We start from the raw sequence: 22,836 nt of genomic DNA, 5'->3' as shown, positions 1-22,836 counted from the left end.
CGCGCCGAGGAGCCCGGATGACCGACGAACGCCTGCGCCGCTGGCGACTGCTGCTCGGCGGGGCGTCCGGTGAGCTGTCCGCGCTCGCCGAGGACGACCGCCGCCGCGACGCGGCCCTGACCGGCCTCTACGGTGGCGGCGCGCCGACGACGGCGAGCGACGCGCCCGACGCCAACGGCAAGCGCAGCGCGGGGCTCGGGGGTTCCTCGCCGGTGCTGCACCGCTGGCTGGGCGACATCCGCACGTACTTCCCGACCTCCGTCGTGCAGGTGATGCAGCGCGACGCCGTGGACCGGCTGGGCCTGCGCCAACTGCTGCTCGAACCGGAGCTGCTGGCCTCCGTCGAACCGGACGTGAACCTGGTGGGCACGCTGGTGTCGCTGTCCTCCGCGATCCCCGCGCGCACCCGGGAGACCGCCCGCGCCGTGGTCCGCAAGGTCGTGGAGGACATCGAGCGCCGGCTGGCCGACCGCCTGCTGGCCGCCGTGCACGGGGCGGTCGACCACTCCAAGCGCACCAGCCGCCCGCGCCTGGCCGACGTCGACTGGTCGCGCACGATCCGCGCGAACCTCAAGCACTACCAACCGGACCAGCGCACGGTGGTGGTGCAGCGGCTGGTCGGCAACACCCGGCGCAGCCGGTCGGCGGCGCTCAAGGACGTGATCCTGCTGGTGGACCAGTCGGGGTCGATGGCCGAGTCGGTGGTCTACTCCGCCGTGATGGGCGCGAGCCTGGCCTCGCTCAAGGCGGTGGACACGAAGCTGGTCGTGTTCGACACCGAGGTGGTCGACCTGACCGAGGAGCTCAAGGACCCGGTCGACCTGCTGTTCGCCACGCAGCTGGGCGGCGGCACGGACATCAACCGGGCGGTGGCGTACGGGCAGTCGCTGGTGCGCCGGCCGTCGGACACGGTCATGGTCCTGATCAGCGACCTCTACGAGGGCGGGGTGGCGCGCGAGCTGCAGCGCCGGGTGCGCGAGCTGGTGCGCAGCGGGGTGACGGTGGTGGTGCTGCTGGCGTTGTCGGACAGCGGGACCCCGGCCTACGACCACGAGCTGGCGGCGAAGCTGTCCGACCTCGGCGCGCCCGCGTTCGCCTGCACCCCGGACCGCTTCCCGGACCTGCTGGCGACGGCGCTGCGCAAGGAGGACGTCGCGGCGTGGGCGGAGCGCAACGACATCCCGGTGGGCCGCTGACCCGGCGAAGTCCGGGGCCCGCGGCTCCCAAGAGGGCCTGGCGGATCACCACTCGGCCTAGCGGATCACCACTCGGCCGAGGGTGACGAACGGCGTGCCGCGGGTCAGCACGGCGGTGCGGCCGCGGTCGTCGGGGCCGGCCAGCCACAGCCGGCCGGTGCGCCGGACCTGTTCACGCACCCGCTCGGGCATCTCGGGCAGCCGCAGGAACGTCCGGTCCGACCCGGCGGTCTCCAGGTACGCCTGCCGCCCGACGCGGGCCCGGCCGGGCACGAACGTCACCGCCACCTGGTGCCACGGGAACGACGCCGCGAGCCGGCGCACCACCCGCCGGCTGAAGAAGTGCCGCAGTCCCGGCACCGCGAACTCGATGCACAGCGGGATCAGCACGAAGACCCACTTCGACCCGATCCACAGCGACACCAGCCACAGCACCCCGAACGACAGGAGCGCGATCACGATGAACCCGACCGCGCGCCGATCGGCTCGGGTCAGGCACCGCTGCGTCCACTCCTCGCCCACCACTGCTCCCACAAAACCAGATTCTTTCGGCACCGGCTGGGGTAGCCGAAAAAATGATCATCAAACCCGGTGGAGACAAAACTCTCAGCAACCGGCCGCACTCGAACGACCACTCAGCGCCGCCGCACGCGGGCCGGGAACAGGCGGGGCACGCCGCGGAAGGTGAGCACGGTGTTGCCGAACCGGTCCGGTGCGACGAGCCAGGCCCGGCGGTGCCGGCTGATCCGCCCGCGCGCCAGCGGCCCGGCGCTCACGTCCAGCACCAGCGACCGCTCCCCGTGCACGACGAGCAGCCCGTTGCGCCAGTGCACCCGCACGTAACGCCACTCGCGGTCGGAGAGCACCGGGGCCAACGGCCGCCGGCGCGACGCCGCGAGCACCACGACCACGACCGAGAACCCGAGCAGCGCCACGGGCAGGTCGGACCGCACGTCCGCGACGAACACCAGGGCCAGCTGCCCGCCGAACGCGAGCACGCCGAGGACGACCCACGCGAACGCCCGTCGACTCGCTATCTCCAGGCAGTGCCGGGTCCACTGGTCATCGAGCGCCGCACCTTCGGTGGACGGCTTCTTCGGCACGACCAACGGGCACCTCCGCCAAGGCGGCACCCAGGCTAGGGCCACCACCCGCACCGCGTCAGCGGGCGACCACGAAGTGATACGACGATAGTGGGACTACCGCGCACGGCCGCCTCCAAGTTAGGCTGCCCTAAGTTGGGAGGTGAGCGGTGACCGAGAACCGTCGACCGCCCGCCCCGCACCCGGCGGAGCGCGCGCGCACCATCGCCGCCCGGGGCGGGCGCGCGGCCCTGTTGCCGTCGGACGGCACGGAGCACCGGGTGGTCCCGGTGCTGCACCACGTGCACGCCCGCGGTGACGCCACGATCGTGCTGCCGGACGAGCACCCGCTGACCGGCGCGGCGCGCGGCACCGAGATCACCGCGATGCTGGAGATCGCCGACCACGCGGCCGTGCAGTTGCGCGAGCCGGTCCGCGGCCTGCTGTGGATCACCGGCTGGCTGCGCACGCTCGACCCGCGGGAGGCGCGCACCGCGTGCCTCGACGTGGCCGACGAGCGCCCGGACCCGCGCCTGCTGGACGTGGGCCACGGCGCGTCGGTGCTGCGGCTGAGCCCGGCGTCGCTGGTGGTGGCCGACGCGGAGGGCACGACGTCGCTGCGCCCGGAGCTGTTCGCGCAGGCCGACCCGGACCCGTTCCACCGGCAGGAGGACCACTGGCTGCGGCACCTGGAGCTGTCCCACCGGGACGTGGTGGGCCTGCTGGCCGGGCACCTGCCGGAGCAGCTGCGCGGTGGCCACGTCCGCCCGCTCGGCCTGGACCGGTTCGGGCTGCGGCTGCGGGTGGAGACCACCGAGGAGGACCACGACGTGCGGATCGCGTTCTCCCGCCCGGTGTCCACGGCGGGTGAGCTGGCGGTGGAGCTGCGCAGGCTGATGGGCTGCCCGTTCCTGGCGCAACGGGGCTAACCTGCGCTGGTGATCGAGGAGCACCTGCCGGACCGCCGCGCGTACCGGATCGAGATCGTCCTGGTGTTCGCGGTGACGCTGGGCCTGTCGGGGCTGCGCAGCCTGGTCCGGCTGGCGGACAGCCTGCTCCAGCCCAAGCCGCTCGACCAGCAGTCCGTGGCGATCAACGTGCCGCAGGCCCGGTTCGACCTGCTCGACCTCGTCGCCCAGCTGCTCGGCGTCGTGCAGCTGGCCGCGTGGGGCGGGCTCGGCCTCTACCTGCTGTGGCGCGGCGGCACCAGGCTCAGGGCGCTGGGGCTGGACCGCTCCCGGATCGGCCCGGACGCGCTGGGCAGCCTCGGCCTGGCGGCGGTCATCGGCATCCCCGGCCTGGCGCTGTACTTCGCGGCCTGGAAGCTCGGCCTCAACCTGGCCGTCCAACCGTCCACCTTGGACGAATCGTGGTGGCGGAGCGTCACGCTGGTGCTGGCCGCGTTCGGCAACGCGTGGGCCGAGGAGGTCCTGGTCGTCGGCTACCTGCTCACCCGGCTCAAGCAACTCGGGTGGCGGGACGGCACCGCGCTGCTGGCGAGTTCGGTCCTGCGCGGCAGCTACCACCTGTACCAGGGCTTCGGCGGGTTCATCGGCAACGTGGTGATGGGCCTGGTGTTCGGCAAGGTGTTCCAGCGGACGAACCGGCTGTGGATCCTGATCGTCGCGCACACCCTGCTCGACGTGGTCGCGTTCCTCGGCTACACCCTGTTGCGCGGCAAGGTCTCCTGGCTGCCGTAGCGCATCCCCCGCGCGAGGTAGGCCGCCTCAACCGCCAGGTTGACGCGCACGTGATCCGCCCCTTGTCAGCATGGGCCGGAACCACTGGCCTCCCGAGGGGACGAACCCGAAGTGTCCACACCGCACGAACGCGTCCTGGCCCTGGCCGCCGGCCTCGCCGTGACCTCCACGCTGCTGGTCGCACCGGCCGCGATCGCCGACCCGGCCAAGACCGGCATCAAGATCACCCTGCCCGCGCTCAGCGGGCGCTACCCGGTCGGGACCACCGACCTGCACCTGGTGGACAACGCCCGCCAGGACCCGTGGCAGCCGGCCGTGAAGCGCGAGCTGATGGTCACCGTCACCTACCCGGCCAAGCGCGACGGGCAGCGCACCGACTGGATGACCCCCGGCGTCGCACCGCACGTCGACGCGCTCGCCTCCATCCCGGACCTGCTCGACCTGCCGGTCGGCACCGTCGACTGGGCGGGCTCCCGGCGCCAGGCGCGCACCGGGGCCACCGCCGACCGCTCGGACGACTGGCCCGTGGTGGTGTTCTCGCACGGTTTCGGCAGCTCCAAGGAACTCAACGCGGGCCTCACCGACGACCTGGCGAGCCGGGGCTACGTCGTGGCGTCGATCTCGCACACCGGCGAGGCGGCGGCCGTGGAGTTCCCGGGCGGCCGGGTCGTGCCGGCCTCGCTCGACCAGGAAGACCCGTCGATCTGGAAGCCCTCGATCGACGCCCGGGTGGCCGACAGCCGGTTCGTGCTGGACCAGCTGACCAGGCTGGAGCGGGGCGACAACCCGGATGCCGAGCGCGACCCGCTGCCACGCGGGCTGGCCGGCTCCCTGGACCTGTCGAAGGTCGGCATCTACGGCCACTCCTACGGCGGGTACACCGCCGCCGAGACGATGTACCACGACCGCCGGTTCGACGCGGGCATGAACGTCGACGGCTCGATGGCCTGGAGCGACACCGAGTACGGCGAGGCCGTCAAGCACGGCCTGGACCGGCCGTTCATGCTGGTCGGCGGCGATCTCGTGGACCCGGCGACGGGCCAGGTCTTCGAGCACTCGCACGTCGACACCACCATCGACCCGACCTGGGGCGCGTTCTGGTCCACGCAGCGGGGTTGGAAGCGCGACCTGCACTTCGACAAGAGCACCCACTACAGCTTCACCGACCTGCAGATCGTCGCGCCGCAGCTGACCTCGGTGCTCAAGCCCGGCAAGAAGGAGGAACTGGTCGGCGCGATCGACGCGAACCGCTCGCTCAAGGCGCAGCACGAGTACTTCGGCGGTTTCTTCGACCACCACCTCAAGCGCCGCGACGGCCGGCTGTTCGGCCCGGCCGGACCGGCCCGCCACCCGGACACGAGGTTCATCGTCTGACCTGCGGTCCGCTTATGGTGGACCCATGTTGACTCTCGCCGACGAGCTGGCCCTGTTGGCCTACGACGACGACGGCACGTGCCGGCTGGGCCAGCCCTCCCTGGGCTACGGCCTGGCCGGCGCGGTGCTGGTGGAACTGGCCATCGCGGGCCGGGTCGACGTGGTGGACAAGCGGGTCGCGGCGCTGAGCACGGCCCCCATCGGCCACCCGGTGCTGGACGCGGCGCTGACCACGATCGCGGACGACAAGCTGCGCAGGCCCAAGGAGTGGGTGCAGAAGCTGGCCAAGGGCCTCACCGACGACGTCCTGGACGGCCTGGCCGACCAGGAGGTCCTGCGCCGCGAGCAGGACAAGGTGCTGTGGGTGTTCCCGCGCACCAGGTTCCCCTCGCCGGGCGGGGTGGAGCCGGCGCTGGAGACCGAGGTGCGCCGCCGGCTGGCGAAGGCGATCGAGACCGACGACAAGGTGGACCCGCGCACCGCCGCGCTGTGCTCGATCATCAAGGCCGTCCAGTTCGACCGGAAGGTCTTCACCCAGCCCCGGGACCGGGTCAAGAAGCGCCTCAGGGAGATCTCCGAAGGCGGGTGGGCGGCCGACGCCACCCGCAAGGCGATCGAGGAGGTGCAGGCCGCGCTGACGGCGGTGATGGTCGCCGTGATCATCCCGTCGACCACGACCTCCTGAGCACCTAGGCGACCAGCAGGAACCTCTCGGCCGTGCGCGCGGCGGCGGCGACCACGGCCCGCGCGGTGCCCGCCGAGTCGATCAACGACGGGTCCAGCTCCCCCGCCGGCACCGCCGAGTTCTCCGCGATCCACCGCGACGGCTCGCCGAGCGCACCGGCCAACGCCCGCCACCCGGCCACGTGCGCGGCGTCCCCGCCCGCCATCCGCGCGAGCCGCTCGCCGATCTCGGCCAGCCCGGCACCGCCGCCGGGCAGCACCCCGTCGTACGCGGCGCTGCGGACCGCGCGCACGGCCCGTTCGACCCGGCCGACGTCCGCCGCGCCGGCCCGGATGCGGACGCCGGTGTCGGGGATCGAGGCGACCGACCCGAACGCCTCGCCGGTCCGCGCGCCGATCACGATCGTGTCGCGGTCGGTGGCCACGACCTTGGCCGCCGACCCGAACGCGGAGATGTCGGCCGCCGCGGCCAGGTCGGCGTCGAGCACCAGACCGCCCACGACGGGGTGCAACCGCCGGACCATCTCGGGTTCGGCCGTCACCACGACGATCCGGCGGGTCGGCTCCGACAGGTGCAGCACTTCCGCCAGCAGCGCGTCGGACAGCTCCTCGCACACCACGAGCAGGTCGTGCGGCTCCCGCCTTTTCAGCAGCACGAGCGCCCGTTCGGGGAGCCGCCCGGTGAACAGCGCGACCGCGGCGTCGACCAACACGGCCTCCCTCCGCGCGGGGTCGGTGACGAACTGCGCCGTCGCGTACCCGCCGGTGAACCGCAGCCCGCGCGCGGTCTCGTAGGACATCCCGGCCCGGTTGCTCTCCTCGACCAGCACCGCGCCGCGCCGCCCGGCCATCGTGACCACGTCGCCCACCAGGGCGCCGATCACCTCGTCGCAGGCCGCCGTGCCGGCGACCCGGGGCAGGTCGGCCATCACCAGCGGCTGGCTCGACGTGCCGATCAGCCGGTCGGCCCGCTCCGCCGCCTCGCGCAGGCCGCGCAGCAGCCGCACCGGGTTGTGGCCCTCGCGCATGGCCTCGATCAGCCTGGTCACCGCGCCCTGCGCGACGGCCACCGCCGTCGCACCGCCGTCACCGCACTCCCGGTGCACGGCGGTGATCAGTTCCCGCACGTAGGAAGCCCCCAGCGAGTCGCGGGGGTCGTCCGGGTGGAACGCCGCCGCGATGGCCGCCGCGTCGCCCAGCTCCACCGGCCGGCCGTCCACGAACACCACGGCCCGCCGGCCCAACGGCCCCAGGGTCCGGCACACCGGTTCGGCCGCCGACCGGAAACCGCGCGCCACCAACAACTGCCCGGAGGTGTAGGACGCCGAGCGGCGCACCACCACCGGCACCCCGCCGGCCCGCGCGACCCGCAGCGCCCCGCCGGAGGACTGCGCGAAGAACTGCGGCGTCTGGTCCGGGCGCCGCCGCCGCACCTCCCGCGACGCGTAGGAGAACAGCTCGTTGACGTCGACCCAGCCGTCCCCGTCCAGGTCGGCCGACCCACTGGCGAGCCCTTCGATCAGCACGTCGGTGAACAGCGACGCGCGCGGGGCCTCCAGCGACAGCGTGTCCTCCTCGAACGCGTACTCGTAGGCGTTCGAGGCGGTCAGCACGACGTACCCGGTCGAGGCGTCCAGCACGGGCGCGTCGCCGGCCTTGAACCCCTCCACGAACGCGCCGCTGAAGCAGCAGTCGAGCACCAGGATCCGCCCGGCGGCCCGGCAGTCCTCCAGCTGCTCGTGCACGAACGACCGGGGCACGGCGCTGCCGGCGGGCCGGTCCCGCACGGTGTTGGCGGCGGCGAAGTAGAGCCGCCGGGTGGGCGTGGTCAGGCCGTGGCAGGAGAAGTAGACCAGCACCAGGTCGTCCGGGGAGCGCGCCGCCAGCACGTCCTCCACGGCCCGCCGGATCTCGTCGTCGTCGGCGTCGCGCAGCACCCGGACCTCGGTGAACCCACCCACGTCGGGGTCTTCCAGCAGCGCGGCGAGCCGCTCGACGTCCTGGGCCGGCGCGCGCAGCCGGCTCAGCCCGACGTCCTGGTACTCCCCGGTGGCGACGAGCAGCGCGTAGCGCCCCACCTCAGCCCTCGACCTCGGGCGCCTGCTCCTTGAGCCACTGCTCGACCAGCGCCTTCTGGGTGCGCGCGTCGCCGCCCTGGACGGTGATGGTCGAGTCGCCCTTCTTGATCACGACCTTGCGCGCGCTGCCGCGCTGCACGAACGCCGTCACCACGGACGCGACGGCGGCGGCCACGGCGGCCGGCACCGCGCCGTTGAGCAGCAGTTCGGTCAACGCCATCCCGGTGCCCGACTTCGCGCCGTCGGGCAGCTCGGCGGGCGCGTGCCGGACGTCCACCCGCGCACCCCGCACCAGCTCGTCGAGCAGCATGTTCGTCGCGGACGCGGCACTGCCCGGTGCGTCGACCGTCAAGTGGAACACAGCGATCCCCTCCCGTTCGGGGCACGATCATCCCAGGAGCCGAGCGGGCCGAGGCAGTCCACCTCACAACGCAACGTTTGCCTGTCGCATGCCCCATCGGACTTAACGAATCGCTGCATTCAGCCGTTCATACGATCGAGTTTCGCCAAGCTAGGCCACTCAGAGCTGCATGTATCGCCATCGTCGAGTTACCCTCGCCTACGTGACTGCGCACATCGCCCAGACGGATCCCACCGACGGCGCGCCCTCGCCGGCGCCGAGGGTCGACAGCGAGGTCGGTCCACTGCGGACGGTGCTGCTGCACCGGCCCGGCGCCGAGCTCAAGCGCCTGACCCCGCGCAACAACGACCAGCTCCTGTTCGACGGCGTGCCGTGGGTGGACCGCGCCCAGGAGGAGCACGACGCGTTCGCCGAGGTGCTGCGCGGCCGGGGCGTGGAGGTGCTGCTGCTGTCCGACCTGCTGGTCGCGGCGCTGCACGACGACCGGGCGCGGATCGCGGGCATCCACAGCGCGGTCAACGAGCGCCGGCTGGGCATCGACCTGGCCGACGCGCTGCGCTCGCACCTGGAGTCGATCGCGCCGGAGCAGCTGGCCACCGCCCTGATGACCGGCATGACCTTCGAGGAGCTGCCGGCCGCCGAGGGCGCGTCGCTGGTGCGCAAGATGCACCACCCGATCGACTTCGCGGTCGACCCGCTGCCGAACCTGCTGTTCACCCGCGACTCGTCGGTGTGGGTGGGCGACCGGGTCGCGATCACGTCGCTGGCGCTGCCCGCGCGCGACCGGGAGACCGCGCTGACCGACCTGATCTACGCCTACCACCCGCGCTTCCGCAAGACCGGCCGCGCCTACGGGGCCCACTCCGCGCCGGTCGAGGGCGGTGACGTGCTGCTGCTCGCGCCGGGCGTGCTGGCGATCGGCGTCGGCGAGCGGACCACGCCGGCGGGCGCGGAGTCGTTCGCCCGGTCCGCGCTCAGCGACGGGCTCGCGCACACCGTGCTGGCGGTGCCGATCACCCAGGAGCGCGCCACGATGCACCTGGACACCGTGTGCACGATGGTCGACCGGGACGCCGTGGTGATGTACCCGGCGGTGCGCGACAACCTGTTCGCCTTCCCCGTCCGCTCGGACGGCGACGGCGGCGTCGTGGTCGAGGACCGCGCGCCGTTCCTGGAAGCCGCCGCCGACGCGATGGGCATCGCGAAGCTGCGGGTCATCGACACCGGGCTGGACCCGGTGACCGCCGAGCGCGAGCAGTGGGACGACGGCAACAACACGCTGGCCGTCGGGCCGGGCCTGGTCGTGGCCTACGAGCGCAACGTGGAGACCAACGCCCGGCTGGAGGACGCGGGCGTCGAGGTGCTCCGGATCAGCGGGTCGGAACTGGGCTCGGGCCGGGGCGGGCCGCGCTGCATGTCCTGCCCGATCGACCGCGCGGCACTGGTCCGATAAAACCGGGGAAGGTTTGCCTACCTTTACCCGAGAGAGCCGAAACCGGCCGAGGCCGGCCTTTGTGAGGCAAACCTTCCTATACCATTATTAGGCTGGCCTTCAATGCGCAGGACTTTATCCTCGGCTAATGTGAGCCGCATGGCCTCCAACGTGAAGCAGATTCCAGCCCGCGCGTCCAGGTTCCACGAACTGCTCCAGGAGCAGGTGCGGCACGAGTTCACCGCCTCGCAGCAGTACACGGCGATCGCGGTCTGGTACGACAACCAGGACCTGCCGCGCCTCGCGGCGCACTTCTACGCGCAGGCGCTGGAAGAGCGCAACCACGCGATGATGATCGTCCAGTACCTGCTCGACAGCGACCTCAAGGTCACCGTCCCGGGCGTGGACGAGGTGCGCAACGACTTCTCCAGCGCCCGTGAGCCGGTCGAGCTCGCCCTCCAGCAGGAGCGCACGGTGACCGACCAGATCGTGGCGCTGGCCCGGACCGCCCGCGACGAGGGCGACTACCTGGGCGAGCAGTTCCTCCAGTGGTTCCTCAAGGAGCAGGTGGAGGAGGTCGCGTCGATGTCGACGTTGCTGACCGTGGTCGACCGCGCCGAGGGCAACCTGTTCCACGTGGAGAACTTCCTGGTCCGCGAGGCGAGCCGCGAGGAGTCCGACCCGACCGCGCCGCGCGCGGCCGGCGGTGCCCTGTAACACCCCGCCCGAGGCCGGACGCGCCGCCCTTCCCCCGAACGGGCGGCGCGTTCCTCGCGCGCGGACAATCAGCAGCCGCTGTCCGGCCGCCCCGTCCCGATAGCGGTCACGGTGTCCCCGCCACCGAGGAAATAGAATTCGTAGCGGGTGTTCCCGGTCACGTCCACGGTGAACCGGTGCGGATCTGCCACGACATCCGGGTAAAGCTCCCGCAGCCGTGCCCGGGAATCACCCAGGCGCAGCCCTTCCGGGGTCCGCACGCGGGCCTCCACCCGGATCCGCGCCACCTCCCCGTCGGCCACCGCGACCCGGCCCCGGGTTTTCGCCAGCGCGTGCACCGGGCAGTTCGCGGTCACGTCCTCGACGGCCTCCCCGATCTCGCCGGCCGCCCGCAGGTCGGCCAGCCGGGCCCCCAGCCGGACCTCGCCCAGCCCCTCGGGCAGCAGCACCGGCACGTCGTCCACCACCACCGTCCGGGTCGGCGCGATCGAGCCGATCGACGGCTCGCGCCCGATCGACGGCTCGCGCCCGGTCGGCGGGGAGCAACCCGCGGCGAGCAGGGCGGTCAGCACGATCAGGACCCGGCGCACGCGGTGCCCTCCTTCTCGATCCGCACGGCGGCCACGGCCTGGCCGTCGAGCAGGAACGTGTAGCGCCAGCCACCCATCGGCACGACCGCCTTGCCCCCGTCGACCACCAGGGACGGGTACGCGGCCCGCGCGGCGTCCACCGTCGTACCCTCGCCGACCCCGGACGGGGTGGCGCCCGCCTGCGGGAGCGTGATCCCCACGACGCCCTCGGTCGGCGACACCAGCACACCGTCGCCAGGCTGCCCGTTGACCGCGTAGGCCACGCACCCGGTGCCCTGGCCGGGCAGCCGCAGCACGCCCGTGGCGCGCGCCTCGGCGTCGGTCATCCCCAGCCGGAAGTGGCCGAAGGCGGGCCGTTCCAACGACTGCGGCGACACGCTGACCACCTCCTGCCGCGGCGTGCCCACGTCCGACTCGACGGCACCGCGCAACCCGGCCGCGCCGAACGCGCCCAAGCCGACCACGACCACCGCGAGCGCGCCCGCGCCGGCGACCCGGTTGCGCCGCCGGCGGCGCGCGCCCGCCACGATCCCGTCCGACGCCCCCGGCCGCGCCGGGAGGTCGAGCCGCTGGTCCTCGAACAGCTCGCGCAACCGCTCGTCCAGCTCCACCCGGGTCACCCCTCCGGCTCCAGCCGACGCCGCAGCGTGGCCATCGCCTTGCTGTTCTGGCTCTTGACCGTGCCCGGCGAGATGCCCAGCGTCGCGGCGATCTCCTGTTCGGACAGGCCCTCGTAGAAGCGCAGCACCACCACGGCCCGCTGGCGCGGCGGCAGCGCGCGCAACGCCTGCCACAGCGGTTCGTGCTCCAGCCGGTCGACGCCGGCCGCGGCGACGACCTCGGGGAGGTCGGCCACCAGGTGCTCGCGGCGGTGCCGCCGCCAGCGGCTGATGTGCGCGTTGGCCAGCGCCCGCCGCGCGTACGCGATCGGTTCGACGTCCTTGCGCAGCACCGCGCCCCAGCGCGAGCCGACTTTCTCCAGCACGGTCTGCACCAGGTCGGCGGCGTCGTGCGGGTTGCCGGTCAGCGCGTGCGCGTACCGGAGCAGACCGGGCAGGTTCACCCGGACGAACTCCCCGAAGTCGGCCTGGACCTGGGACCGGTCGGCGGACAGGACCGCGGTCACCTCGCTCCCCTTCCCGACGACCTCCCGTCGTCGGTGGGTTCACGCGCGAACCCCACTCTGGGTTGCCCCGGATCTGGGTTGCCCCGGATCTGGGTTGCCCCGGATCTGGGTTGCCCCGGATCAGGTCACAGGACGGGCGGCGGGCGGAACACGCCGTCGGTGTCGGGCGTGAACTCCTGCACGGCCACCACGGCATCGGCCGGGACGGGGCCGTAGACGTGCGGGAACCACGGCCCGGTCTCGTCGCCGTCGCCCGGCTCCCACAGCACGGGCAGGCCCTCGGGGTCGATCACCAGCAGCACCAGGTCGTGCCGGCCGGGGAAGACCCGGTTGGCCGGCAGGTGGACCGTGCCGGGGTCCGAGCAGTGCACGAAGCCGTCCGGGTCGAGCGGGATCGCGCCGGCTTCCCGGTCGCGCGCCCACTCGTCCCGTGAAGCGATCCGCAGCAGCATCCGTCCACACCTTCCCCTGAAGTTGTCCACAACCCTATCCACAGGCCGCTGTGGACAACTGGGGATAACTCTGTGGACAACTACCTCAGCGTGATCTGCCGACCGCGCAGGCCGTCCCGCGCGCGCCGCTCGGCCTCGGTCAGCGGCTCGTCGTCCAGGCTGGTCAGCGCATCCCGCAAACGCTTGCTCAAACCCTCGGCGGGCGATGCCCACTCGCTGGAGTGCAGTTCGCGGTCGAGGTCCCACACCGGCACCAGCAGTCCGTGCGCCCGGAACGACCCCGCGTACCGGGAGCCCTCGCCCAGGTCCAGCTCGCCGCGCACGGACAGCCGCGCCAGCGCCGCCAGCAACCGCTCCTCGGGCTCCGGGCGCACCCAGCGCAGGTGCGCCTTGTCGCCCGCGTCCACCCAGTACGCCGCGTGCACGCCCGGCGCGTCGACCCGCTCGGTCGGCAGGATCGCCGCGTTGGCCCGCTCCAGCGACAACGCCACGTCGCCGGCCGGCTCGTTGTCCGGCGGCATCCACCACGCGAAGTCGGTGTGCAACTCGGGGGTGACGGTCGCGTCCGCGTCGAGCAGGTCCTGCAACCGGCCGGGGTTCGTGCCGTCGTCCGGGCCGACCACCGGGAGGGCGTCACCGGTCTCGGCGGTGAGCACCCACTGGACCGCGCGGGCCAGGTCCCGGCTCAAATCACCCGAACGTGTCTGGACCTGGAGGCCGACGAACGCCGTCCCGTCGGCGCGGATCAGCGCGGCGGCGGCCATCGGCAGCACCGAGGCGAGCACCACCTCGCGCCCGGCGTCCTTGAGCGGCAGCTTCATCGTGGCCGACGGCACGAACTCGCGCAGCGCGATCAGCTCGGTCTCCGCCGCGAGCCCCTCGAACGGCCGGGCCACGATGACGTCCGCCCCGCCGCCGGCCCCGCCGTGGCAGGCCTTGTAGCGCTTGCCGGAGCCACACGGGCAGGGTTGGCGCGGGTTGACGCCGTCCGCCGACTGGTTCTTCACGGCCGTCCGCTTCGCCACCGCCGCCTCCTTCAGGTCGTGCCCGTCAGGGCTGGTCGGGCGTCAAGTTAGCCGCTAGCACGCCACGGGTCTGCGCCGGGTTGTTGGTCGCCAGGTACCGCACCCCGCGCTCGACGCACAACGCGATGTCGGCGGGCTCGTCCACCGTCCAGCAGTACGCGCCCGCACCCCGGCCCGGGTGGCGTCTGAGCAGGTCGACGCCCGGTCCGGGGAGGTCGGCGAAGGCCGGCAGCCGCTGCGGCCAGTACCTCCCGAACAGCAGCACGGTCGGCGTCGCGGGCACCAGCGCCTTGAACCGCCGCACTGCGGCCACGGAGAACGACATCATCACCGCGTCCACCCGGTGCCGGGCGAGCGGTTCGACCAGCGCGCGCTCCACCGCGCCCCGGTGGCGGACCGGGTGCTTGGTCTCCACGAACAGCCGCACGCCGCTGTCCGCGACCAGCCCCAGCAGGTCCTCGAAGGTCAGCAGGGGCGCGGGTGCGCCGCCGAGCGCCGTGCCGTAGTCGTGCCGGCGCAGCTCTTCGAGCGTCATCGCGCTCACGACGCCTCGCCCGTCGCTGGTGCGGTCGACGGTGCGGTCGTGGACGCACACCAGGTGCCCGTCGCGGGTCAGCCGGACGTCGCACTCGACGCCGTCCGCGCCTTGGGCGACCGCCAGTTCGTACGCGGCCAGGGTGTGCTCCGGGCGGAGCGCGGACGCCCCTCGGTGGGCGATCAGTTCGGGCGGCACAGTCGGGAATGCTCCTGGTGGAGCACCGAACGGGTCAACCCGACTACTTCTGGTCACGGGTAGCTGAATATTTGAAGGAACAACCACTCCCGGATGGACGCGAGCCGCGCTCAAGACCTACCGTCCGTGACCGTGGCACCCTTCGACCAGCACGATCCGGCTTTCCTCGCCGATCCGTACCCGGTGTTCGCCGCGCTGCGCGCGCGGGCCGAGGTGCACTGGCACGAGCAGATGGGCGTCGCCGTCGCGGTGTCGCACGCGTCCGCGTCGGCCGTGCTGCGCCACCGCGGCCTGGGCCGGCTGTGGACCGACGCGAAGCCCGTCGAGGAGTTCACCGGCTTCAACCTGCTGCACCGCAACTCGCTGCTGGAGAACGAGCCCCCGACGCACACCCGGCTGCGCCGGCTGGTCGCCGCCGCCTTCGGCCGCGGGCACGTCGAGCGGCTGCGCCCGTGGATCGCCGACCTGGCCGACCGCCTGGTGGACGAGCTGGTCGCCAAGGTCCGCACCGAGGGTCAGGCCGACCTGCTCTCGCACGTCGCCGCGCCGCTGCCGGTCGAGGTCATCGCCGAACTGCTGGGCGTGCCCGCGGGCGACCGCGCGCTGCTCCAGCCGTGGTCGAACGCGATCGTGAAGATGTACGAGTACGGCCTGGCACCGGAGAAGAAGGCGGCGGCCGAGCGGGCCGCCACCGAGTTCGTGGCCTACCTGCGCGAACTGGTCGCACTGCGGCGCAGGACGCCCGGCGACGACCTGGTGTCCGACCTCGTCGCGGTCACCGACACCGACGGCGCGAAGCTCACCGAGGACGAGCTGGTCGCCACGGCTGTCCTGCTGCTCATGGCCGGCCACGAGGCCACCGTCAACGTCATCGGCAACGGCGTGAACGCCCTCCTGGCCCACCGCGACCAGTGGGAAAGGGTGGTAGCGGATCAGTCCCTCCTCTCCACGGCGGTCGAGGAACTGATCCGCTACGACTCGCCCCTCCAGCTCTTCGAGCGGACCGCCACCGAACGGGTGGAGATCGCCGGGTTCGCGGTCGAGGAGGGCCAGAAGATCGCCGCGCTGCTGGGCGCGGCGGCCCGCGACCCGAAGGTGTTCGACCGCCCGGACGAGCTGGACGTGAGCCGCACGCCCAACGCCCACCTGGGTTTCGGCATGGGCATCCACTACTGCCTGGGCGCGCCGCTGGCCCGGATCGAGGTCCAGGCCGCCCTGTCCTCGCTGACCCGCAAGCTGCCCGGCGCGGTCTTGGCGGCCGAACCCCGCCGCCGCGCCGAGTTCGTCATCCGCGGCCTGCACGAACTCCCGCTGGCCGACAGCTGACGGCCGGGCCTCCAGGTCAACGCTTCTTGTAGGTGCGCGCGAGCTTGAACCCGCGCTCCTTGAGAACGGTGCGGAGCCGGTCTGGGTAGTCGGTGATGATGCCGTCCACGCCGTCGCCGATCAGCTTGTCCATGGTCGCGGGGTCGTCGATGGTCCACGGGACGACCTTGAGGTGGTGCCGGTGCGCCTCGTCCACCAGGGCCTTGGTGGTGAACGGGACGTAGTTCGGGTCGCCGACCTTGCCGTTCTGCGGGTTGCCGTGCACCGGCGAGAGCGCGGACGCGCCGAAGCTCCGCACCGCCTTGACGACGCTGCCGCCGAAGTCGGCGAGTTCGAGCCCGCCGGTCCACGGCGAGCCGGGGCGCAGGAACTCGGGCTGGGTCAGCGCGACCAGCGGGAGGCGCGGCTCCTTCTCGCGCCACAGCATCAAGGTGCCCCAGTCGAAGGACTGGACGGTGACGTTGCGGTAGAAGCCGGACCGGCGGATCTCGCGCGAGGTGACCTCCACGAACTGCTCGCGCGGCGCGGTCTCGTGCGGGGCGGCGGCCTCGACCTTGGTCTCGATGTTGAACTTCACGTCCCACGCGCGGTACTCGCGGGCCAGCGCGAACAGTTCGGCGAGGGTCGGCATCCTGGCGCCGGGAGAGGCGACCTGGCCGGGGAAGTCCGGGTGCGGCCGGGACCCGCAGTCCAGCGTGCGGACCTGGGCGAAGGTGAGGTCCTTGACGTACTTGCCGGCGTAGGGGAAAGCGGGATCGCCGGGGGTGGCGGGTGTGGTGTCGGCGCACTTGGCCGGGTTGGTCCTGCGGTCGTGCGTGATCACCTCGCGCCCGTCCTTGGTGATCTGGACGTCGAGTTCGAGCGTGGTCACCCCGGTTTCGAGCGCCCGGCCGAACGCGGCGAGCGTGCTCTCCACCGTCAACCCGATCCCACCCCGGTGGGCCTGGAGGTCGAACGCCCTCCGGTGGTGCGCCTGGGCGACCCCCGACGAGACCAACGCCCCGACCACCACGACAGCCACCGATACTCCGAGTGCCCGCATGGGGCCACCGTGGCACGCCACCGGCCAGCAACCCAAGCCCCGCCGGAAGAACGCCCACTGAACAGCGGGGAACAGGAGGCCGACCCCGGACCCCCTCCTTGCGTACGAGCCCGGCCAGGACCGCACGAATCGAGTCGAGGTCGTCCGGAATCCGCTCCAGCCTGATGAGCTTGAACGACCTGAAGGACTCGCCTTCCTGGCCCGAGATGAAGAAGCCGTTGTCGGGCACCAACCTCTTCTCGACTTGTCCAGGTAGCTCGCCACAGTCGTCCAGCGGCAGAACGGCCGACCGTCGTTGTGCTAGTTCGTCCCGTCGAACACCCACATCCTCCGACGCAGGTCGTACCGGATCTCGCCGATGCTGCACCGGCGCTCGTCTATGCCGCTGATCAGCTCGCCCCACTGACCCGCCAGGCTGATCGGGTCCATCCGTCGACTGATGACACCCCGGAGGTACTGGTAGAGGGCGTTCGCCGCGACGCCGAACGGAATTCCCAGCGCCAACAAGGTCAGTTCCTGGGCTGTGATGGGTGCCTCCTGCCACGCTGACCGGGCCGCCCATTGTGCCGTCTGCCGACCCGAAGCGCACCGGTTCAGCCCCAACCACACGTCCAACGTGAACAGGGCTGACGAACCCGTCTCAGACCGGCCGCCACCTGGCGCGGCACGGCGGGTTCGCGAGGGTCAGGAACCCAGGCCCCGTCGGAAGAACGCCCACTGCGCAGCGGGGAACGCGAGCACGCCGGCGGCCGGGTTCTTGGAGTCCCGCACGGCGACCGCCGCCCCCGCGAACGCCACCTCCACGCAGTTGCCGTTGCTCCCACCGCCGCTTCGGCTGCTCTTGCGCCACACCAGACCGGTGGAGTCCACAGTGGACACGGACATCGCCTCTTTCACTCGGTCAGGATCCGCTCCAACAGGGCGACCGACTCCTCAGGGCTCAACGCCTGGTTCGCCAGGTGCCCGAATGCCACCTTAGCTTCGACCGTCAGCCTTTCCTCCTCCATGTGCAGTGAACCGAACGGGTGCTCCACGTAGAGGACGGACGGGTCGGCGGCGTCGGGGAAGTTCAGCACGGTGAAGCCCCCTGCCATCGAACTGTGCGCGCCCCGCTCGTTGGACAGGACACGGATGGTCACGTTGGGGAGGTCCGCCATCCGGACCACGTGCACCAACTGCTCGCGCATGGTCTCCGCGCCGCCGACCGGTCTGCGCAGCGCGGACTCGTCGATGATCGCCTCCAGCCGCAACAGGTTCTCCGGGTCGGTCAGCCGTTTCTGCCTGATCCGCCGGACTTTGAGGTCGGCCTCCAGCCAGCGCCTGGTGCGCTGCAACGGGTGCGCTTGGAACACCGCGCGGGTGTACTCGGAGGTTTGCAGCAGACCCGGCACGACCGCCATGCAGAACTCGCGGATCTCCCCGGCTTCGGTCTCCACGTCGAGGTAGCCTTGGTTCTCGACGCCCAGCGAGAGCCACCAGCCGCGCTCGCGGGCGCGGACCGTTTCCTCGACCAGGCCGGGGTCGTAGGCGTCGTAGAGGTCCATCATCGATTTGACCAGGTGGACGTCGACCAGGGTCTCGCCCTTCTCTATCCGGTGCAGGGCGGACCTGGTCTTGAACAGGCACTGGGCGGCGACGTCGAGCGTCATGTCGGCGGAAGTACGCATCCGGGCGAGCTTCCTGCCGAGGCGGCGTCGACGGAACGGGGGTTGGGTGCTCACGACATCGAGTATGCCGGCGAAAAGATCGATTTCGGGATTCCCGGAAGTGTTCACACCAAAGAGTGTTCGTCCCGCCAGCACAGTGTTTCCCATGGAAGCGAACCTGTTCTCGCTGGTGTCCGAGTCCGATCCGTCCCTCGTCTACGCGTGGGGGATGGAGATCGTGGACGACGACCGCACCGACACGGTCCTCTACCGCCGCGACCCCGCCACGGGCCGCAGCCTCGTCGCGCAGCACAGCTCCGCCGAGGCCGCCCTGCGGCGTTGGGGCCGCCGGCTGCCGCTGCGGCTCGTGTGGGACTTCGAGGAGCAGGAGCACGACGCCGTGTTCCACGTCACCGGAGCAACAGAACGGGACTGAGCCGCGTCTAGTCACCGGGTGTGCCACGTGACCAGGACGGAGAGCGGTGTGGACGTCGCGTCGTCGTTCGACCAGTTCGTCCACGACAACCAGCAGGCACTGGTCCGGTACGCCGTGCTGCTGTCCGGCAGCCGGGCCGACGCCGAGGACATGGTGCAGGAGGTGCTCGTCCGGGTCTTCCCGCGCTGGGGCGACCTGACCCCGGCCACCGCCTACGCCTACGTCCGGCGCGCGGTGACCAACGAGCACCTCTCGTGGCGACGGCGGTGGAGCACCCGGCACATCCGGCCCGCCGGGGACGACCTGCCGGAGGGCGAGCACGTCGACCGGCTCTGGGGGGAGCGGGACGAGCGGTTGTGGCGGCTGTTGCGGGAGCTTCCCCGGCAGCAGCGGGCGGCGGTGGTGCTGCGGTACTACGAGGACCTGACCGACGAGGAGATCTCGCAGGTGCTCGGGTGCCGGTTGGCGACCGTGCGGTCCCATGTCAGTCGCGGCCTGGCCGGGCTGAGGTCGGCGATCGGGATGCCGGAACGCGCGTGGAGGGGCCATGACTGAGACCGAGGAAGAGCTGCGCCGGATGCTCGGCAGACAAGCCGGCCGGGTCCGCTCGACGCTGTCGGGGCCGGCGATCCGCGCCCGCGCGTCGGCCCGCCGCCGCCCGCTGCGCCGCTTCGCCCCGCTGATCTCGGCCGCCGCGGTGCTCGCGGTCGTGGCGGTCAGCCTGCTGCTGATCCCGCGCGGTCCGGGCGCGTCCGAACCCGGCCAGGTGCCGACCGTCGGACCCACGACGACCACGTCCAGCACGGTGAGCCCGACGCCGGAATCCGTCACGACCAAGCCGGAGGCGCCGAGCAGCACGGTCACCACCAGCCGCGCTGAAGGCCCCACCCGGACCACGCAGACTTCGCAACCCGGCCCGACGAACTGATTCCGGCGGATTCCCCGCCAAGTGCAACAGATCCGCGTCGAGCCGCATGGGAACAGCGACACCGACTCCAGGAGGATCTCCCATGCGTTTCCCGACCGCCCTACGCTCCCGCCGCGCGCTGGTGGCGACCGCCGTCGCGATCGGCGTCCTGGCCGGCGGCGGCATCACGGTGACCGCGCTGGCCGACCCGTCGCCGACGGTGCCCGCACCGATCAGCGTGACCACCAAGCCGGAGTCGACCGTCACGACCAGCCCGGAAGCGCCGGTCAGCACGGTCACCACCAGCCCCGGTGCGAGCGAGCCGAGCAGCTCGGTCACCACCAAGCCGGAGCAGCCGACCAGCACGGTGACGACCAAGCCGGAACACCCGTCCAGCACGGTCACCACCAAGCCGCAACACCCGTCCAGCACGGTGACGACGAGCCCCGGCGCGACGATCGCACCGACCCGGTAACAACCGCAAAAATCCCCCCGTCGACCGTGGAAGGCCGGCGGGGGGATTTTTCGGTTATTCCCGACGCAGCTCTTCTAGCGGGGTGAACCGGACGCCCGGACCGAGCGCAACGCGGGTTCCGGCGCGTCTTTCACGCCCACCACGCGCATCCGCCGCAACGCGCTCGTCGGCACGGGCAGCAACAGGCTCGTGATCCGCCGCACCAGCACCGCGGTCAGGATCGCCACGGCGGCGGCCAGCAGGTCGGCGACCGCGTGCAGCAGCACGCCGTCGGCCAGCGCCTGCACGCTCGACCGGAACGACCACGCGATGGTGCCCGCCGTGAACAGCAGGGTGCACGACCACAGCCCCCACCACCAGCGGACCAGCCGCGACGGCCGGGGCCGGGCGTCGACCGGCAGGCGCAGCGCGGCGTGTTCCAGCTCCGCCGCGATCGAGCCGGGCACCACCAGGTTCACGCCGGGGACCAGCACGCCGGCGAGCACTTCGCGGTCGGACCGGGACGGGCCGTAGCCGGCGGCCGACGCCGCCGCGCCTCGCGCCCGGCGCAGCCACAGCAGGGTGAGCACCAGCCCGGCCGCGGCGGCCACCGCCGCGACGGTGGACGACGCCCGGACCATCGCGTCGGACACGTCGACAGTGCCGGCGGCCAGCGCGCCGTGCCGGCTGAGCAGCAGCAGGACGTACCGCCAGACCTCGCTGCCGGCCGCCCACAGCGCCATCACGCCGGCCAGCGCGAGGACGTGCGAGGCGGTGCGCGCCAGGCGTTGCACCTGGTCGACGGAGTCGGCGGGCTTGGCGTCCGTGGCGACCGACGTCGGCCAGCGCCAGGCCAGCAGCGGGAAACCCCACCGGGGCGGCACCGGGTAGGACGGGGGGCCGCCGTACGGGCGCGGCGGCGCGGCCAGCCGACGGTGCGGGTAGGCGCCGGGCGGCGGGCTCGCCACCCAGTCCACCCGCATCGGCTGGAGCGCCATGTCAGATGACCTCCGGCTGCGCGCCGTCGACCTCTCCGACCAGCGGCCGGCCCGCTGCCGCCCACACCTGCATCCCGCCGTCGACGTTGGTGGCGTCCCAGCCGTTGGCGTTGAGGTACTGCGTCACCTTCGCGGACCGGCCGCCGGCGCGGCACACCACGAGGAACTCGCTGTCGCCGGGCAGGTCGCCGAGCCGCTGCGCGAGCTCGCTCATCGGGATGTGCAGCGCGCCCGGCGCGTGGCCGGCCGCCCACTCGTCGGCCTCGCGGACGTCGAGCAGCACTGTGCCCTCGGGCAGCTCCGCCGGTACCGACGACACTTCAACGCTGGGAACGGTCACGCGTCCATGCTGCCATGCGGCCCGGTAAGCGTGGGATAAGGCGGCGCGACTCCCCCCGTCCCCGAACGGGGGAAGCCGCGCCTGCCGAGGGCGACCAGCCGCCGCCCTCGTCCCCGCCCGCTAGATCAGCGTGATCAGGTGGAACTGGTTCGTGTTGGTGGTGGCACCGGCGATCCGCTTGATCTGCCCGGCCGGGTCGACCAGTACCAGCGGCGACCAGCCGTCGCGGTCCAGCCAGCGGTGGTAGACGCTGCCGCCGGCCACCGTCGCCACGTCCAGCAGGCCGTCGGTGCCCCCGAGCGCGAGCTGGGTGACGTTCCCGCCGCCGTCGAGCAGACCGGGGCTCGTCCACGAACCGTCGTCCCACCGGACCCGGTTGTACACGTTCCCGCCGGCCAGCGTCGCCACGTGCAGGGTCGTGCCCGTGCTGGCCACCGCGACCTGCCCGACGTTCCCGCCGCCGTCGATCAGGCCGGGGCTCGTCCACGAACCGTCGTCCCACCGGACCCGGTGGTAGACGTTCCCGCCGGCCACCGTGGCCACGTGCAGGATCGGGCCGATGCCCGCGATGGCGACCTGGCCGACGGTCCCGCCGCCGTCGATCAGGCTGGGGGTGGTCCAGTACCCGGTGTCCCAGCGGAACCGGTGGTAGACGTTGCCCCCGGCCACGGTCGCCACGTGCAGGCGCGACCCGACCGTGCCCACCGCGACCTGGGTGACGCCCCCGCCGCTGTCGATCTCGACGGGGTTGGTCCACGAGCCGCCGCCCCAGCGGATCCGGTGGTAGACGTTCCCGTCGGCCACGGTGACCACGTGCAGGTCGGTGCCGACCGTGCCCGCCGCGACCTGGCTGACGTTGCCGCCGCTGTCGAACGGGAACGCGCCCTGCCAGGTGGCGTCCCCGTCCTGCACGTTGTGGAACGCGACAGTGCCCGCCGCCGAGGCGGTGCCCGGTGCCGCGACGGCCACCGACAGCGCGGTGACACCGGCCGCGAGCAGGCCGAGCAGTCTTCGTCGTTGCATGTCCCCCACGTCCTTCCTCCCCTTGAGAAACGGTCGACGCCGAACGCTACGGACGGTGTCCGCGTGCTGTCTTGAACGTTTGACGCCCGCCGGTGCGGCCGTTCGGCCGCTGCC

29 protein-coding genes are annotated in these 22,836 nt (G+C 72.4%); 12 read left to right on the top strand and 17 right to left on the bottom strand.

The features are described from left to right. The first annotated feature begins 17 nt into the window (after positions 1 to 17). Positions 18 to 1,196 (top strand): VWA domain-containing protein, encoded by a 1,179-nt coding sequence (locus BN6_RS00570; RefSeq protein WP_015097564.1) that lies wholly within the window; start codon positions 18 to 20, stop codon positions 1,194 to 1,196. Positions 1,197 to 1,253: 57 nt separating this feature from the next. Here the strand turns inward: BN6_RS00570 and BN6_RS00565 are convergent, their stop codons facing one another. Together BN6_RS00565 and BN6_RS00560 are read right to left on the bottom strand one after the other, a co-directional pair. Next, the gene (locus tag BN6_RS00565) at positions 1,254 to 1,730 is read right to left on the bottom strand and encodes a hypothetical protein (RefSeq protein ID WP_148302676.1); all 477 of its coding nucleotides are present in this window, start codon (positions 1,728 to 1,730) and stop codon (positions 1,254 to 1,256) included. A 101-nt stretch (positions 1,731 to 1,831) separates the two neighbouring features. Then, the gene (locus BN6_RS00560; protein ID WP_015097562.1) at positions 1,832 to 2,299 is read right to left on the bottom strand and encodes a hypothetical protein; all 468 of its coding nucleotides are present in this window, start codon (positions 2,297 to 2,299) and stop codon (positions 1,832 to 1,834) included. Positions 2,300 to 2,448: 149 nt separating this feature from the next. On the opposite strand from BN6_RS00560, the gene BN6_RS00555 reads away from it, so the two are divergent. From BN6_RS00555 to BN6_RS00540, 4 genes are all read left to right on the top strand, one after another. After that, positions 2,449 to 3,207 carry a DUF2470 domain-containing protein gene (locus BN6_RS00555; RefSeq protein WP_015097561.1) on the top strand — a complete coding sequence of 253 codons (759 nt, stop codon included), beginning with the start codon at positions 2,449 to 2,451 and terminating at the stop codon, positions 3,205 to 3,207. Positions 3,208 to 3,216: 9 nt separating this feature from the next. Then, a complete protein-coding gene (locus tag BN6_RS00550) occupies positions 3,217 to 3,978 on the top strand; it encodes a CPBP family intramembrane glutamic endopeptidase (RefSeq protein WP_015097560.1) in 762 nt (253 codons plus the stop codon). 111 nt (positions 3,979 to 4,089) lie between these two features. Continuing rightward, positions 4,090 to 5,352, top strand: coding sequence for an alpha/beta hydrolase family protein (locus BN6_RS00545; RefSeq protein WP_015097559.1), 1,263 nt, complete (start codon positions 4,090 to 4,092; stop codon positions 5,350 to 5,352). Between the two features lie 25 nt (positions 5,353 to 5,377). After that, complete coding sequence (locus BN6_RS00540; protein WP_015097558.1) at positions 5,378 to 6,037, top strand: GOLPH3/VPS74 family protein; 660 nt, start codon at positions 5,378 to 5,380, stop codon at positions 6,035 to 6,037. A gap of 4 nt (positions 6,038 to 6,041) precedes the next feature. Here the strand turns inward: BN6_RS00540 and BN6_RS41445 are convergent, their stop codons facing one another. Then, positions 6,042 to 8,114 (bottom strand): caspase, EACC1-associated type, encoded by a 2,073-nt coding sequence (locus BN6_RS41445; protein ID WP_015097557.1) that lies wholly within the window; start codon positions 8,112 to 8,114, stop codon positions 6,042 to 6,044. Between the two features lies 1 nt (position 8,115). Next, on the bottom strand, positions 8,116 to 8,475 hold the full coding sequence (locus tag BN6_RS00530) for a hypothetical protein (RefSeq protein WP_015097556.1): 360 nt from the start codon (positions 8,473 to 8,475) through the stop codon (positions 8,116 to 8,118). A gap of 202 nt (positions 8,476 to 8,677) precedes the next feature. Here BN6_RS00530 and BN6_RS00525 point away from each other — a divergent pair, with 202 nt between their 5' ends. Next, positions 8,678 to 9,928, top strand: coding sequence for an arginine deiminase (locus BN6_RS00525; protein ID WP_051075405.1), 1,251 nt, complete (start codon positions 8,678 to 8,680; stop codon positions 9,926 to 9,928). Between the two features lie 138 nt (positions 9,929 to 10,066). Then, positions 10,067 to 10,624 (top strand): ferritin, encoded by a 558-nt coding sequence (locus BN6_RS00520; protein WP_015097554.1) that lies wholly within the window; start codon positions 10,067 to 10,069, stop codon positions 10,622 to 10,624. 68 nt (positions 10,625 to 10,692) lie between these two features. Here the strand turns inward: BN6_RS00520 and BN6_RS00515 are convergent, their stop codons facing one another. From BN6_RS00515 to BN6_RS00490, 6 genes are all read right to left on the bottom strand, one after another. Continuing rightward, positions 10,693 to 11,214 (bottom strand): hypothetical protein, encoded by a 522-nt coding sequence (locus BN6_RS00515; RefSeq protein ID WP_015097553.1) that lies wholly within the window; start codon positions 11,212 to 11,214, stop codon positions 10,693 to 10,695. After that, the gene (locus BN6_RS00510; RefSeq protein WP_041311527.1) at positions 11,199 to 11,834 is read right to left on the bottom strand and encodes a hypothetical protein; all 636 of its coding nucleotides are present in this window, start codon (positions 11,832 to 11,834) and stop codon (positions 11,199 to 11,201) included. Before BN6_RS00510 ends, BN6_RS00515 begins: the two co-directional genes overlap by 16 nt. Continuing rightward, the gene (locus BN6_RS00505; protein WP_015097551.1) at positions 11,831 to 12,340 is read right to left on the bottom strand and encodes a SigE family RNA polymerase sigma factor; all 510 of its coding nucleotides are present in this window, start codon (positions 12,338 to 12,340) and stop codon (positions 11,831 to 11,833) included. Before BN6_RS00505 ends, BN6_RS00510 begins: the two co-directional genes overlap by 4 nt. Before the next feature lie 125 nt (positions 12,341 to 12,465). After that, complete coding sequence (locus BN6_RS00500; protein ID WP_015097550.1) at positions 12,466 to 12,792, bottom strand: DUF952 domain-containing protein; 327 nt, start codon at positions 12,790 to 12,792, stop codon at positions 12,466 to 12,468. 80 nt (positions 12,793 to 12,872) lie between these two features. Next, complete coding sequence (locus BN6_RS00495) at positions 12,873 to 13,817, bottom strand: DUF5926 family protein (RefSeq protein WP_015097549.1); 945 nt, start codon at positions 13,815 to 13,817, stop codon at positions 12,873 to 12,875. A 25-nt stretch (positions 13,818 to 13,842) separates the two neighbouring features. Next, entirely contained in the window at positions 13,843 to 14,550 is a 708-nt protein-coding gene (locus BN6_RS00490; RefSeq protein ID WP_015097548.1) for a glycerophosphodiester phosphodiesterase, read from the bottom strand. Between the two features lie 93 nt (positions 14,551 to 14,643). Between BN6_RS00490 and BN6_RS00485 the strand changes: the two genes are divergently transcribed. Next, positions 14,644 to 15,876: a cytochrome P450 gene (locus tag BN6_RS00485; protein WP_015097547.1), complete on the top strand. Its 1,233-nt coding sequence runs from the start codon at positions 14,644 to 14,646 to the stop codon at positions 15,874 to 15,876. Between the two features lie 16 nt (positions 15,877 to 15,892). On the opposite strand, the gene BN6_RS00480 is transcribed toward BN6_RS00485, so the two are convergent. The 4 genes from BN6_RS00480 to BN6_RS00465 form a co-directional block, all read right to left on the bottom strand. Next, positions 15,893 to 16,918: a glycerophosphodiester phosphodiesterase family protein gene (locus BN6_RS00480; protein ID WP_041311523.1), complete on the bottom strand. Its 1,026-nt coding sequence runs from the start codon at positions 16,916 to 16,918 to the stop codon at positions 15,893 to 15,895. A gap of 300 nt (positions 16,919 to 17,218) precedes the next feature. Then, entirely contained in the window at positions 17,219 to 17,425 is a 207-nt protein-coding gene (locus BN6_RS00475; RefSeq protein ID WP_041311522.1) for a hypothetical protein, read from the bottom strand. A gap of 177 nt (positions 17,426 to 17,602) precedes the next feature. Then, entirely contained in the window at positions 17,603 to 17,803 is a 201-nt protein-coding gene (locus BN6_RS00470) for a DUF397 domain-containing protein (protein ID WP_015097544.1), read from the bottom strand. An 8-nt stretch (positions 17,804 to 17,811) separates the two neighbouring features. Continuing rightward, positions 17,812 to 18,732 (bottom strand): helix-turn-helix domain-containing protein, encoded by a 921-nt coding sequence (locus tag BN6_RS00465; RefSeq protein ID WP_015097543.1) that lies wholly within the window; start codon positions 18,730 to 18,732, stop codon positions 17,812 to 17,814. Here BN6_RS00465 and BN6_RS00460 point away from each other — a divergent pair. The 4 genes from BN6_RS00460 (at position 18,731) to BN6_RS46415 (ending at position 20,382) form a co-directional block, all read left to right on the top strand. After that, positions 18,731 to 19,000 carry a hypothetical protein gene (locus BN6_RS00460; RefSeq protein ID WP_041311519.1) on the top strand — a complete coding sequence of 90 codons (270 nt, stop codon included), beginning with the start codon at positions 18,731 to 18,733 and terminating at the stop codon, positions 18,998 to 19,000. The two genes, BN6_RS00465 and BN6_RS00460, sit on opposite strands and share 2 nt — an antisense overlap. A gap of 27 nt (positions 19,001 to 19,027) precedes the next feature. Beyond that, positions 19,028 to 19,555, top strand: coding sequence for a SigE family RNA polymerase sigma factor (locus BN6_RS00455; RefSeq protein WP_015097541.1), 528 nt, complete (start codon positions 19,028 to 19,030; stop codon positions 19,553 to 19,555). Then, positions 19,548 to 19,928: a hypothetical protein gene (locus tag BN6_RS00450; RefSeq protein WP_015097540.1), complete on the top strand. Its 381-nt coding sequence runs from the start codon at positions 19,548 to 19,550 to the stop codon at positions 19,926 to 19,928. The genes BN6_RS00455 and BN6_RS00450 overlap by 8 nt, the downstream gene beginning before the upstream one ends. A gap of 82 nt (positions 19,929 to 20,010) precedes the next feature. After that, complete coding sequence (locus tag BN6_RS46415; RefSeq protein WP_015097539.1) at positions 20,011 to 20,382, top strand: superantigen-like protein SSL4; 372 nt, start codon at positions 20,011 to 20,013, stop codon at positions 20,380 to 20,382. A 74-nt stretch (positions 20,383 to 20,456) separates the two neighbouring features. On the opposite strand, the gene BN6_RS00440 is transcribed toward BN6_RS46415, so the two are convergent. The 3 genes from BN6_RS00440 to BN6_RS00430 all read right to left on the bottom strand — a co-directional run bounded on the left by BN6_RS00440 (position 20,457) and on the right by BN6_RS00430 (position 22,722). Further along, complete coding sequence (locus BN6_RS00440; protein ID WP_015097538.1) at positions 20,457 to 21,359, bottom strand: DUF4328 domain-containing protein; 903 nt, start codon at positions 21,357 to 21,359, stop codon at positions 20,457 to 20,459. Position 21,360: 1 nt separating this feature from the next. Next, positions 21,361 to 21,699 (bottom strand): rhodanese-like domain-containing protein, encoded by a 339-nt coding sequence (locus tag BN6_RS00435; RefSeq protein ID WP_015097537.1) that lies wholly within the window; start codon positions 21,697 to 21,699, stop codon positions 21,361 to 21,363. Between the two features lie 120 nt (positions 21,700 to 21,819). Beyond that, on the bottom strand, positions 21,820 to 22,722 hold the full coding sequence (locus BN6_RS00430) for a hypothetical protein (protein WP_015097536.1): 903 nt from the start codon (positions 22,720 to 22,722) through the stop codon (positions 21,820 to 21,822). Positions 22,723 to 22,836: the final 114 nt, after the last annotated feature.

This window comes from Saccharothrix espanaensis DSM 44229, from assembly GCF_000328705.1.
Lineage (GTDB): Bacteria > Actinomycetota > Actinomycetes > Mycobacteriales > Pseudonocardiaceae > Actinosynnema > Actinosynnema espanaense.
Note: the sequence above shows the minus strand (reverse complement) of the source record. Positions and strands in the feature narration are given on the sequence as shown.